Origin of the sequence: Nocardia sp. CA-135953 (genome assembly GCF_050955735.1) — a bacterium.
Classification (GTDB): Bacteria; Actinomycetota; Actinomycetes; order Mycobacteriales; family Mycobacteriaceae; genus Nocardia.
Genome location: NZ_CP192082.1, coordinates 4,737,088 through 4,750,000, shown reverse-complemented (window position 1 = coordinate 4,750,000; position 12,913 = coordinate 4,737,088). Strand labels below are relative to the sequence as shown.

The window sequence follows — 12,913 nt, the reverse complement described above, 5'->3', positions numbered from 1 at the left end:
TGAAATCTGCTGTGAATCTGCCGGGACCACCCGGTAAGCCTGAATACTCCCTGGTGACCGATAGCGGACTAGTACCGTGAGGGAAAGGTGAAAAGTACCCCGGGAGGGGAGTGAAATAGTACCTGAAACCGTGCGCTTACAATCCGTCAGGGCCTGCGCACAACTTGTTGTGGTGGGTGATGGCGTGCCTTTTGAAGAATGAGCCTGCGAGTTAGTGGCATGTGGCGAGGTTAACCCGTGTGGGGTAGCCGTAGCGAAAGCGAGTCCGAAGAGGGCGTTTCAGTCGCGTGTTCTAGACCCGAAGCGGAGTGATCTACCCATGGCCAGGGTGAAGCGACGGTAAGACGTCGTGGAGGCCCGAACCCACTTAGGTTGAAAACTGAGGGGATGAGTTGTGGGTAGGGGTGAAAGGCCAATCAAACTCCGTGATAGCTGGTTCTCCCCGAAATGCATTTAGGTGCAGCGTCACGTGTTTCACGCCGGAGGTAGAGCTACTGGATGGTCTAGGGGGCCTACAAGCTTACCGAAATCAGCCAAACTCCGAATGCCGGTGTGTGAGAGCGTGGCAGTGAGACTGCGGGGGATAAGCTTCGTAGTCGAGAGGGAAACAGCCCAGATCGCCGGCTAAGGCCCCTAAGCGTGTACTAAGTGGAAAAGGATGTGGAGTCGCGAAGACAACCAGGAGGTTGGCTTAGAAGCAGCCATCCTTGAAAGAGTGCGTAATAGCTCACTGGTCAAGTGATTCTGCGCCGACAATGTAGCGGGGCTCAAGTACACCGCCGAAGCCGCGGCATTCACACAATACATCCGCCACAGATTACGGTTTGTGGTGTAGTGGTGTGGATGGGTAGGGGAGCGTCCTGCAGCCATGGAAGCAGCAGTGTGAGCTAGTTGTGGAGGCTGTGGGAGTGAGAATGCAGGCATGAGTAGCGAAAGACGAGTGAGAAACTCGTCCGCCGAATGACCAAGGGTTCCTGGGCCAGGTTAATCCGCCCAGGGTGAGTCGGGACCTAAGGCGAGGCCGACAGGCGTAGTCGATGGACAACGGGTTGATATTCCCGTACCCGTGTATCCGCGCCCAGTGGCGAATCAGTGGTGCTAAGTATCCAAAAGCGGATGGACTTCCTTCGGGGAGCCGGAAGTGGCTGCATACGACCCTTGCTGTAGTAGTCAAGCGATGGGGTGACGCAGGAAGGTAGCTGGGCCAGTCAGTGGTTGTACTGGTGTAAGCCTGTAGGGCGAGGCATAGGCAAATCCGTGTCTCTTGTGCCTGAGAGGTGATGCGTAGCCGATTGAGGTGAATTCAGTGATCCTATGCTGCCGAGAAAAGCCTCTAGTGAGTTGGTGCACGGCCCGTACCCCAAACCGACACAGGTGGTCAGGTAGAGAATACTGAGGCGATCGAGAGAACTGTGGTTAAGGAACTCGGCAAAATGCCCCCGTAACTTCGGGAGAAGGGGGACCACGTCTGGTGATGGTTCTTGCAGCCTGAGCTGGGGGTGGTCGCAGAGACCAGAGAGAAGCGACTGTTTACTAAAAACACAGGTCCGTGCGAAGTCGTAAGACGATGTATACGGACTGACGCCTGCCCGGTGCCGGAAGGTTAAGAGGACCGGTTAGCCTGTAAAGGGCGAAGCTGAGAATTTAAGCCCCGGTAAACGGCGGTGGTAACTATAACCATCCTAAGGTAGCGAAATTCCTTGTCGGGTAAGTTCCGACCTGCACGAATGGCGTAACGACTTCTCTGCTGTCTCAACCACAGACTCGGCGAAATTGCATTACGAGTAAAGATGCTCGTTACGCGCGGCAGGACGAAAAGACCCCGGGACCTTCACTATAGCTTGGTATTGGTGTTCGGTGCGGTTTGTGTAGGATAGGTGGGAGACTGTGAAGCGGGCACGCCAGTGTTTGTGGAGTCGTCGTTGAAATACCACTCTGATCGTATTGGACTTCTAACCTCGGGCCATGATCTGGTTCAGGGACAGTGCCTGGTGGGTAGTTTAACTGGGGCGGTTGCCTCCTAAAATGTAACGGAGGCGCCCAAAGGTTCCCTCAGCCTGGTTGGCAATCAGGTGTCGAGTGCAAGTGCACAAGGGAGCTTGACTGTGAGAGTGACAGCTCGAGCAGGGACGAAAGTCGGGACTAGTGATCCGGCACCGGCAAGTGGAAGCGGTGTCGCTCAACGGATAAAAGGTACCCCGGGGATAACAGGCTGATCTTCCCCAAGAGTCCATATCGACGGGATGGTTTGGCACCTCGATGTCGGCTCGTCGCATCCTGGGGCTGGAGTAGGTCCCAAGGGTTGGGCTGTTCGCCCATTAAAGCGGCACGCGAGCTGGGTTTAGAACGTCGTGAGACAGTTCGGTCTCTATCCGCCGCGCGCGTCAGAAACTTGAGGAAGGCTGTCCCTAGTACGAGAGGACCGGGACGGACGAACCTCTGGTGTGCCAGTTGTCCTGCCAAGGGCACTGCTGGTTAGCTACGTTCGGGAGGGATAACCGCTGAAAGCATCTAAGCGGGAAGCCTGTTCCAAGATGAGGTTTCTCACCACCTTCGAGTGGTTAAGGCCCCCTACAGACCATGGGGTTGATAGGCCAGAACTGGAAGCCCGGTAACGGGTGGAGGTGACTGGTACTAATAGGCCGAGGACTTACCAACGAAGAAGCTACGCGTCCACTGTGCGGTATCTGAAACAACACACAAACACCCGCTGGTATCCCGAGGATCGTGTGTTCTCGAGGGTGTTGTGGGTGTGGATAGTTTCATAGAGTTACGGCGGCTATAGCGGTGGGGAAACGCCCGGTCCCATTCCGAACCCGGAAGCTAAGCCCACCAGCGCCGATGGTACTGCACTCGACAGGGTGTGGGAGAGTAGGACACCGCCGGAACATCCTTCACGATAGGGGACCCAGATCTGGGTCCCCTATCGTCGTTTTTGCACCTATATCTATGCCGTGTTCGGGCCCGACCGCCGACACGTGATTGAATTCAGGGGTTCGACAACCCCTGGCGGAACCTAGAAAGGGGCCACCGTGTCGGAACAGAACGACGGCCGGAAGTCTTTCCGGCAGGACGGTCCCGACCGCGATCGAGGTGGCGACTCTCGCGGCTCTTCCGACCGAGGTGATTCCGGTGAACGGCGCGGCTTCAAACGCAGCGACTCGACCCGGAGTGGTTCGAACGACCGCGGCGACTTCAACCGCCGCAACGATTCCAATGATCGCAGTTCCGGCGACCGCGGTGGTTTCAAGCGCAGCGGATCCGGCGAGCGCGGCGACTCCGGTAGCCGTGGCGGCTACGACCGCGGTGCCGATGATCGCGGAGGTTTCAACCGCGGCGGCGGCCGTGGCGGTTTCGAGCGCGGCGACTCCGGCCATCGTGGTGATTCTGGCCGTCGTGGTGATTCCGGCGAGCGTGGTTTCAACCGTGGTGGTTCGGGTGAGCGCGGCGGATTCAAGCGCTCCGGTGATTCGGCCGACAGAGGTGGTTTCAACCGTGGTGGCTCGGACGAACGCGGCGGTTTCAACCGCAGTGGTGATTCGGGCCGACGCGGCGATGCGGGCGAACGGGGCGGATTCAATCGGGGTGGCTCCGGTGATCGCGGCCGTTTCGATCGGGGCGATTCCAGTGAGCGTGGCGGTTTTAACCGAGGCGGTGATTCCAGCGAGCGCCGTGGCTTCAAACGTGGCGGCGATTCGGGTCAGCGCGGTGATTCCGGCGATCGAAGTGGCTTCGGCCGCAGTGGTTCTGGTGACCGTGGTGGTTCCGGCGATCGTGGTGGCTTCAGCCGTGGTTCGAGCGATCGCGGTGGTTTCAACCGTGGTGACTCGGGGGACCGCGGTGGTTTCAACCGCGGTGACTCGGCGGAGCGCGGCGGGGTCGGCCGTGGTGGGACCGGTGAGCGCGGTGGTTTCAAGCGTGGTGGCGACTCGGGTCAGCGCGGCGATGTGAACGAAGGCACCGGGTTCAAGCGACGCGATGACGCCGGACAGCGTAGCGGTTTCAACCGTGGCGGTGACTCCGGTCAGCGCGGCGGCTGGACCCGCGGCGACGAGGCACAGGATCGCCGTCGTGGTGGCGAGGGCGCACGTGCCGGGGGTGGTTCGGCTGATCGACGCGCCGCGCGTCCCGAAGAGCCGGATCTGCCCGATGAAGTCCAGGCCGCCGACCTCGAAACCGAGGTGCGTCGCGACCTGCTGAGTCTGGACAAGAGCAATGCCGAAACGGTCGCCCGGCATCTCGTAATGGCGGCCCGACTCATCGACGATGATCCGCGTCTCGCTTTGGCTCATGCACGGGCCGCCCGCCAACGCGCCGGCCGCATTGCCGTGGTCCGCGAAACCGCTGGCGTCACCGCCTATCACGCGGGTGAGTGGGCCGAGGCCCTTTCCGAATTGCGCACGGCCCGCCGGATGTCCGGAGGTTCCGGTCTGCTCGCCGTCATGGCCGACTGCGAACGCGGCCTCGGCCGCCCCGAACGTGCGATCGAACTGGGCCGCGGCGATGAAGCCCGCGCCCTGCGCGGTGACGAGGCCACCGAGCTCCGCATAGTGGTCGCCGGCGCCCGCATGGATCTCGGCCAATACGACCAGGCCGTAGTCACCCTGCAGACCTCGGAACTCGACCCCTCCCGCACCGGCTCCGCCGCCGCCCGTCTCTTCTACGCCTACGCCGACGCCCTAGTCGCTGCGGGCCGCACCGCAGAGGGCCTCACCTGGTTCCTCAACGCGGCCTCCGCTGACCTCGACGGTGAAACAGATGCCGAAGAGCGCGCCGAGGAACTAACCGGCGGCACCGACCTATAGCACCGGCTCCGCCGCCCGTCTCTTCTACGCCGACGCCCTGGTCGCCGCGGGCCGCACCGCAGAGGGCCTCACCTGGTTTCTCAACGCGGCCTCCGCCGACCTCGACGGTGAAACAGATGCCGAAGAGCGTGCCGAGGAACTGACCGGCGACACCGACCTATAGGCACACACCGAAGAGTTAGTGGACTCAGGTCACAAGTGCAGGGGCGATCGAGTCGGACAGCCGTCAAGAGGGTATGGAATGCGCGGGTACAGGTGAACGGATCTTGTCGGAAGAGCGGCACAGTCTCGCGTTGGGCGCTAGCCAGCGAAGGCGTGGCTTCTGAGGTTGCGCATGGCCCGCGGATGTCCGGCGGTTCTGGTCGCTCTTCGTCGCTGACTGCGGACCCTCTGCAATGCGCTGGCTAGGCGGTGTCACACGTCGCACTGTCGATTCGAGCGTGGGTTTCGGAATCGGAGTTGTGGCATACGGTCGGTCGACGCCGTCATTTCCTGTCGGCGGGCTGGCGTAGGGTTCGGGGAGGTGTCGGTCGGTTACATGAAGTGAGAGTGGTGTGAAGCGGCTACGAGAGCGGTATGAAGCCCTGCTGCTGGATCTGGACGGCACGCTGTATCGCGGGCCGGAGGTGATCGAGGGCGCGCCGGAGGCGTTGGCGGATTCCGATGCGGCACAGCGGCTTGTATATGTCACGAACAATGCGAGTCGCGGTCCGGATGTGGTCGCACGGCATTTGGTCGAGCTCGGGTTCGCGGCGGAAACCGATGATGTCGTGACCAGTGCGCAGGCGGCGGCGCGGTTGTTGGCCGAGCGGCTCGATTCCGGAGCAACGGTGTTGATCGTCGGCACCGATGACCTGGCCAAAGAGGTCGTAGCGGTCGGGCTGCGTTCGATCCGGCGCTTCAATGGAGCCGCGCCCGATGCTGTTGTACAAGGACATTCACCCGAAACCGCCTGGCCGGATCTGGCCGAGGCTGCCTACGCACTGAGTGCCGACGCACTGTGGGTCGCGGCCAATACCGATAGGACGTTGCCGAACGAGCGTGGCCTCGCCCCTGGCAACGGCGCCATGGTCGCCGCATTACGTGCCGCCTCCGGTAGAGAGCCTGTTGTAGCGGGCAAACCCTATCCGCCACTACTGGAGGACGCCCTGGTGCGCGCCGGAACGCGCAGCGCCCTGGTCGTGGGCGACCGCCTCGACACCGATATCGAGGGCGCCAACCGCGTCGGCCTGGAATCGCTGCTGGTCCTGACCGGCGTGAGCACCCTCGACGAACTACGCGACGCCCCGGCGGACCTGATCCCGACCTACGTCTCGGAGTCATTGGATGCACTGAATCATCCGCCGGTCGAGGACGAGGCGACCGACCTCGCCGACGACTTGGCGGAACGCTTACGCCGTAACCCGGGAAGAGCCGTAAGGGTGCACGCGTCCGCTTCGGAAATCCGATAGCGTTGACCCCACGATGACTACTCCGATGCCACGCCCCAACGGACCCGGCTCGAATGGACCGCGCCCCGGGCCACCGCTGCCCGGCCAGCATCTGCCGGGTGCACAGGGACGCCCGGAGCCTGCCGACCCCGAGCGGATCCGCGTCGAGATCGACGGTCTGCTCGCCGAACTCGACGCGCGTCCGGCGTGGGCCGGCTTGGCGGCGCCCCCGCCGACGGCCTCCGATTCCGGCGCCGATATCACCCGGCGCGCCCGCATCCTGGAACAGGCGCATGAAGTGCTCGTACAGGCACTGGCCACGGTGGACAAGATCTGAGGTGGCCAGGCGCGCGCGGGTGGACGCCGAACTGGTTCGCCGCGGATTGGCCCGATCGCGTGAACACGCGGTCGAGCTGATCGGTGCGGGCCGCGTCCTGATTGCTGGAACGGTCGCGGTGAAGCCGGCGACTGCCGTGGAGACCGGCACGCCGTTGGTCGTGCGCGAGGAGCCCGACGAGGTGTCGTGGGCGTCGCGTGGTGCGCGCAAGCTGCTCGGCGCGCTCGAAGCATTCGAACCCCAAGGCCTGAGCGTCGAGGGGAAGCGCTGCCTGGATGCCGGTGCGTCGACCGGTGGCTTCACCGACGTACTGCTCTCCAGACAGGCGCGTGAGGTCGTCGCCGTCGATGTCGGCTACGGCCAGCTGATCTGGCGGCTGCAGAACGACGATCGAGTGCGGGTTTTCGATCGCACCAATGTTCGCGCCATCACCTCCGAATCCATCGGCGGCACCGTCGAACTGGTTGTCGGTGATCTGTCGTTCATCTCGCTGAATCTGGTGCTGCCCGCCCTCGCGGCCTGCTCCGCGCCGGGTGCCGACCTGTTGCCTATGGTCAAACCCCAGTTCGAGGTGGGCAAGGAGCGAGTAGGCTCCGGCGGTGTGGTGCGTGATCCCGCATTGCGCGTGGAAGTGGTGCGCGATGTCGCGGCGGCCGCCGCCGAATTGGGCTTGCGCACCGTCGGGGTGGTGGCCAGCCCGCTGCCCGGCCCATCGGGCAATGTCGAATACTTTGTGTGGCTGCGTAAAGACGGGCAGTTCGAGTACGACGGCGAACAGGTCGCGGCGCTTGTCGAACGTGCGATTGAGGAGGGTCCACAGTGAACGCGCTGACGCCGGCGGAATCCAGAGAGATTCTGCTGGTTTCGCATCCGGGCCGGGCGGAGATCATCGAGACCGCTCATCGTGTCGCGAAGATTTTCGCGGACGTGGGTATCGGGCTGCGCGTGCTCGCGGACGAGGCGGACAGCACCCGATTCGACTGTGAGCCCGATACCCCGGGCGGGACGGCCGTCGCGGAACCGGGCGGATATCCGGCGCGCGTGGTCGAGCATTGCCCGGACGCTGCGGTCGGCTGCGAGATGGTGCTTTCGCTCGGCGGTGACGGCACCTTCTTGCGCGCGGCCGAACTGGCCAGACCGGCGGGGGTGCCGGTGCTCGGAATCAACCTGGGCCGCATCGGTTTTCTCACCGAGGCCGAGGCCGAACACCTCGACGAGGCGTTGGCGAGCGTGGTCCGCGGCGATTACCGCATCGAGCATCGGATGACGATCGATGTGAACGTGCGGGTGGACGACGATATCGTCGAAACCGGTTGGGCGCTCAATGAAGCCAGTATCGAGAACGCCGCGCGCATGGGTGTGCTGGAGGTGGTCCTGGAGGTCGACGGGCGGCCGGTTTCGCAGTTCGGTTGCGATGGCATCCTCATCTCCACACCGACCGGATCGACAGCCTACGCGTTCTCCGCGGGCGGCCCGGTGGTGTGGCCGGAACTCGAAGCGCTGCTGGTGATTCCGAGTAATGCGCACGCCCTGTTCGCACGGCCGTTGGTGACCAGTCCGGAGTCCAGGATCGCGGTCGAATCCGTTGCGGCGGGCCATGATGCGATAGTTTTCCTGGATGGCAGGCGCACCCTGGCATTGCCGAAGGGCGGCCGGCTCGAGGCGGTCCGCGGTGCCGAACCGGTGCGGTGGGTGCGGTTGGATTCCGCACCATTCGCAGACCGGATGGTGCGCAAGTTCCAATTGCCCGTGACGGGCTGGCGTGGCCGACGGCGAACGGAGATCACACGTGCTGACAGAGATCAGGATTGACGGGCTTGGCGTCATATCCACGGCCACCGCGCAATTCCATGAGGGCCTGACGGTTCTGACCGGTGAGACCGGCGCCGGTAAGACCATGGTGGTGACCAGCCTGCACCTGCTCAGCGGGGCGCGGGCGGATGCGGGCCGGGTCCGGTTGGGTGCGGACCGGGCCGTGGTCGAGGGCCGGTTCACCGTCGACGAGGTGAATACCACCGCGCAGAAGCAAGTGCAGGAAGTCTTGGAAGCGGCTGCGGCAGAACGCGATGACGACGGCAGCATCATCGCGATCCGCACCGTCGGCAGTGACGGACGTTCCCGCGCGCACCTGGGCGGGCGCGGCGTACCCGCCGCTGTCCTCGCCGATTTCACCGCGCCGTTGCTGACCGTGCACGGTCAGAACGATCAGCTGCGCCTGCAGCGTCCGGATCAGCAGCTGTCCGCGCTGGATCAGTTCGCCGCCGATACGGTCGCTTCGCTGCTGCGTAAGTACCAGGTGCAGCGGCGATCCTGGCTCGACGCTCGCACTGAGCTGCTCGAACGTACCGCGCGCAGTAGGGAACTCGCGCTGGAGGCCGACCGGCTGAAGCATTCGCTGTCCGAAATCGATACCATCGCACCGGAACCCGGCGAGGACGAGCGCATCGTCGACGAGGTGCGCAGGCTCAGCGATCTGGATTCGCTGCGGGAGGCCGCCGCGATCGCGCACGATGCGTTGGCTGGTCCCGCCGATTCGCCCGAAGACGGTTCGGGCGCGCTGGAATTGCTCGGCGCCGCGCGGGCCCGCATCGAATCGGCCCACGATCCGGCGCTGACCGCGCTCGGGCCGCGGCTCGGTGAGGCCATCGCGGTGGTCGTCGATCTCACCACCGAGCTCAGCGGCTATCTGTCGGATTTGCCTTCGGACCCGGGCGCATTGGATTCGCTGCTCACCCGGCAGGCCGAATTGAAACCGCTGACGCGCAAGTACGCACCCGATATCGACGGGGTCATCGCGTGGGCGGATGAGGCGCGCACGCGTCTCGGCTCGCTCGATGTCTCCGAAGAGGCGTTGGCGGCGCTGGCGGCGGAGGTGGATACCGCTGCGGAACGCGTTCGGGAAGCGGCACGCAAATTGACTGCGGCGCGCACCAAGTCGTCGGGCAAGCTCGCTTCGGCGGTGAGCGCCGAACTCGGTGGGCTTGCGATGGGTAAGGCGAAGCTCGAGGTCGTGGTGCGGCCGGTGCCTGCGAGCCCACAGGATTCCGCGCCGCTGACGGTGGACGGGCAGGAATTGCATGCGGGTTCGGCCGGTGTCGACGAGGTGGAATTCCGGCTGTCCGCGCATTCGGGCGCGCAGTCGTTGCCGTTGAGCAAGAGCGCATCCGGTGGTGAGTTGTCACGCGTGATGCTGGCTCTCGAAGTGGTGCTCGCCAGTTCGGATCACGGCGCGACGATGGTGTTCGACGAGGTCGACGCCGGTGTCGGCGGCCGGGCCGCGGTCGAGATCGGCCGCCGACTGGCTCGGCTCGCGCGCACCCATCAAGTGATCGTGGTGACCCACCTGCCGCAGGTCGCGGCATTCGCAGACACTCATCTGGTGGTGGACAAGTCCGATGACGGCAAGGGCAAGGTCAACAGCGGCGTCCGGGCATTGACCAAGGACGAGCGCGTCATCGAATTGGCTCGCATGCTGGCTGGTCTCGATGACACCGAAACCGGCCGAGCCCACGCCGAGGAACTGCTCGAAACAGCCCGCGCCGAACGTGCCCTCGCCTGAGGAGTTCAGCGCAGGGCTTTTCGGGCGCCCTTGATGAACTGGTTGATGAGGTTCTTCAGACCGAATTCCAGGACCTTTGCGGGGACGGGAAGGCTGGGCTCGGACTCCATCGTGTAGGAGACGAGAGTGCCGTTGCCGGTGTCGGTGAAGGTGATTGTGCCGACGTGCCGCTTCACGGGCGCACCCTTGATGATCTTGTATTCCATGAGCTCGCCGGGGACCAGCTTGGTGGTCTCCTCGACGAACCCGACGCCGGCCTTGCCGATGAAGTACTGCGCGCCGACGCCCGTCGGGGTGGGCGAGCCGGGGGTCTTCAGGGTGAAGTCGACCGGGATGTAGGGGTTGATGCCATCTCGCTCGGTGAAGAACTTGTAGACGACATCGCGCGGGGCCGCGATCACGGCGTCGACGGTACTGCTGACCATGGTGACTCCTATTCGGGATATCTGTGACCCGCAGCATACGGGTACTTGTCGGCGCGCTCTCGGCGCGGCGTGGTGTTCGTGTTATCACAGTGACGAATGTGATAGGTGATACGGCGCGCCTCCACCAATGGTTGAGGGTTTGCGGACAGGATCGGCCACATGAAGATGTTGGCGTTGTTGTCGAAGAGCACCGAAGCGCTGCCCGGGCTGACCGGGACAGCTCGGGTTGACCGCAACACCAGGCGTCTGCTGAAGCGGGTCGGGCCCGGTGATGTCGTAATACTCGATGAGATGGATCTGGATCGGTTCACCGCCGATCGGTTGGTCGAGGCGGGCGTGGTCGCGGTGGTGAATACTTCGCCGTCGATCTCGGGCCGCTACCCCAATCTGGGGCCGGAAGTGCTGGTCGCCAATGGAATTCTGCTGCTGGACACCGTGAGTTCGGATGCCTTCCGGATCAAGGACGGCACCAAGGTCCGCATCGATGAGGGCGTCGTCTACTCCGACAAGCTGGTCAAGAAGGAGCCCGAGGTCCTGGTCACGGGCATCGAGCTGACCGAATCCGATATCGCCGAGCGAATGATCGATGCGCGCAACGGTCTCGCCGATCATCTGGAGGCCTTCGCCGGCAACACCATCGAATTCATTCGCACCGAGAGTGCGCTGCTCATCGACGGTATCGGTGTGCCGGAGCTCGAGCTCGACATGAAGAATCGGCATGTGGTCGTGGTCGCCGACGGCCCGGAGCACGCCGACGATCTCAAGCGACTGAAGCCCTTCATCAAGGAGTACGCGCCGATCATGGTCGGCGTCGGTCGCGGCGCGGACACCTTGTCGAAGCAGGGCTATCACCCCGATCTGATCGTCGGCGACCCGGACGAAATCACCACCGCCACCTTGAAATCCGGTGCCGAGATGATCCTGCCCGCCGATACCGACGGCCACGCCAAGGGTCTGGAACGTATCCAGGATCTCGGCATCGGCGCGACGACCTTCCCGTCGTCGGGCGCACCTTCCGACTTGGCCCTGCTGCTGGCCCACCACCACGGCGCATCGCTGATCGTGACCGCCGGCGCCGCCGCCTCGCTGGACGATTTCTTCGACCGCGGCCGCCGCGACAGCAATCCGGCGACCTTCCTCACCCGACTGAAAGTCGGCACCGAACTCATGGATGCCAAGGCCGTCGCCACGCTCTACCGGAACCGGGTGTCCGGCACCGCCATCGCGATGGTCGTCCTCGCCGCACTGGTCGCGGTGATCGTGGCCATGCTCGCATCGAATATGGGGACCGAGGCGCTGGATTGGGCCGCCGATAGCTGGAACCGGTTCACGCTGTGGGCCGAGGGCCTAGCCGGTACGGGAGGGAACCGATGATTTCGATTCGGCAGCACGCGGTTTCGATCGTCGCGATCTTCCTGGCCCTCGCCCTCGGCGTGGTGCTCGGGTCACAGACCGTGGCGGCGGACCTGCTGTCCGGATTGCGCGCGGACAAAACGGATCTGCGCAAACAGCTCGATGTGGCCACCGATCAGAACCGGCGGTTCGGCGACGAAATCAATGCCGCGGACCGGTTCATCGCCGGATCGGCGGGCCGGATCCTCGGCGGCACGCTCACCGACCGCAGCGTCGTGGTGTTCACGACCCCCGATGCCGAACCCGCCGATGTCGAGGCCGTCGCGAAGGATCTGGAAACCTCGGGCGCCACCGTGACCGGCCGCGTCGCACTCAACGACGCCTTACTCGACGCCGCCGAGGGCGACCGGATGCGCACCGCGGTCACCAATGTCATCCCCGCGGGCGCGCAGCTGCGCACCGGCCAGGTGGATCAGGGCAGTATGGCGGGCGATCTGCTCGGCCTGGTGCTGCTGCTGGATCCCGCGAGCGCGCAACCGCGCAGCACCCCGCAGGAGCTGAGTCTGGTGCTGGAGACGTTGCGCGGCGGCGGTTTCCTCGCCTACGGCGACACTCCGACGCAGGCCGCGAACGTCGCCGTTGTCGTCACCGGCGACGGCGCGAAGTCCGGCGAGAACAGTCAGGGCAGCAATATCGCCCGATTCGCAGGCGCCCTACGTGGTCGCGGTGCGGGGGCGGTGCTGGCGGGCCGATCCGGTGCCGCCGACAATCCCGGCCCGATCGCGCTCATTCGTTCCGACGCCGCGCTCGCCACCGCCGTCACCACCGTCGACAATCTCGACCGAGATATCGGCCGCGTCACCACCGTGCTCGGCCTGAGCGAGCAGCTCAACGGCGGCGCGGGCCGATACGGAACCGGCACCAAGGCGACCTCCCTCACACTCGTCGCGCCGCCTTCGAGCTGACCCGCCGATCCGCGATACCCCGTGCTGCGGACACAGCTC

General features: G+C 64.3%; 10 protein-coding genes and 2 rRNA genes (1 of these 12 cut by a window edge). 11 read left to right on the top strand and 1 reads right to left on the bottom strand.

Translation table 11 applies throughout. The annotated features are described in order from the left end of the window. From ACQPXH_RS21860 to recN, 9 genes are all read left to right on the top strand, one after another. A 23S ribosomal RNA gene (locus ACQPXH_RS21860) occupies nucleotides 1-2,658 on the top strand (it extends 474 nt beyond the left edge of the window). 113 nt (nucleotides 2,659-2,771) lie between these two features. Continuing rightward, nucleotides 2,772-2,888, top strand: a 5S ribosomal RNA gene (rrf, locus tag ACQPXH_RS21855). A 328-nt stretch (nucleotides 2,889-3,216) separates the two neighbouring features. Then, nucleotides 3,217-3,951: a hypothetical protein gene (locus tag ACQPXH_RS21850; protein WP_433598396.1), complete on the top strand. Its 735-nt coding sequence runs from the start codon at nucleotides 3,217-3,219 to the stop codon at nucleotides 3,949-3,951. Beyond that, on the top strand, nucleotides 3,948-4,805 hold the full coding sequence (locus ACQPXH_RS21845; RefSeq protein ID WP_433598395.1) for a tetratricopeptide repeat protein: 858 nt from the start codon (nucleotides 3,948-3,950) through the stop codon (nucleotides 4,803-4,805). Before ACQPXH_RS21850 ends, ACQPXH_RS21845 begins: the two co-directional genes overlap by 4 nt. A 554-nt stretch (nucleotides 4,806-5,359) precedes the next feature. Next, nucleotides 5,360-6,256 carry an HAD-IIA family hydrolase gene (locus ACQPXH_RS21840; protein WP_433598394.1) on the top strand — a complete coding sequence of 299 codons (897 nt, stop codon included), beginning with the start codon at nucleotides 5,360-5,362 and terminating at the stop codon, nucleotides 6,254-6,256. Nucleotides 6,257-6,269: 13 nt separating this feature from the next. After that, a complete protein-coding gene (locus tag ACQPXH_RS21835) occupies nucleotides 6,270-6,572 on the top strand; it encodes a hypothetical protein (RefSeq protein WP_433598393.1) in 303 nt (100 codons plus the stop codon). A gap of 1 nt (nucleotide 6,573) precedes the next feature. Next, on the top strand, nucleotides 6,574-7,395 hold the full coding sequence (locus ACQPXH_RS21830) for a TlyA family RNA methyltransferase (protein ID WP_433598392.1): 822 nt from the start codon (nucleotides 6,574-6,576) through the stop codon (nucleotides 7,393-7,395). Next, nucleotides 7,392-8,384: an NAD kinase gene (locus ACQPXH_RS21825; protein WP_433598391.1), complete on the top strand. Its 993-nt coding sequence runs from the start codon at nucleotides 7,392-7,394 to the stop codon at nucleotides 8,382-8,384. Before ACQPXH_RS21830 ends, ACQPXH_RS21825 begins: the two co-directional genes overlap by 4 nt. Further along, nucleotides 8,362-10,131 (top strand): DNA repair protein RecN, encoded by a 1,770-nt coding sequence (gene recN, locus ACQPXH_RS21820; protein WP_433598390.1) that lies wholly within the window; start codon nucleotides 8,362-8,364, stop codon nucleotides 10,129-10,131. The genes ACQPXH_RS21825 and recN overlap by 23 nt, the downstream gene beginning before the upstream one ends. Nucleotides 10,132-10,136: 5 nt before the next feature. Here recN and ACQPXH_RS21815 read toward each other — a convergent pair whose 3' ends face one another. Then, nucleotides 10,137-10,556 (bottom strand): SRPBCC family protein, encoded by a 420-nt coding sequence (locus ACQPXH_RS21815; RefSeq protein ID WP_433598389.1) that lies wholly within the window; start codon nucleotides 10,554-10,556, stop codon nucleotides 10,137-10,139. Between the two features lie 159 nt (nucleotides 10,557-10,715). On the opposite strand from ACQPXH_RS21815, the gene steA reads away from it, so the two are divergent. Then, entirely contained in the window at nucleotides 10,716-11,930 is a 1,215-nt protein-coding gene (gene steA / locus ACQPXH_RS21810) for a putative cytokinetic ring protein SteA (protein ID WP_433598388.1), read from the top strand. Beyond that, nucleotides 11,927-12,874 (top strand): copper transporter, encoded by a 948-nt coding sequence (locus tag ACQPXH_RS21805; RefSeq protein WP_433598387.1) that lies wholly within the window; start codon nucleotides 11,927-11,929, stop codon nucleotides 12,872-12,874. Before steA ends, ACQPXH_RS21805 begins: the two co-directional genes overlap by 4 nt. Nucleotides 12,875-12,913: the final 39 nt, after the last annotated feature.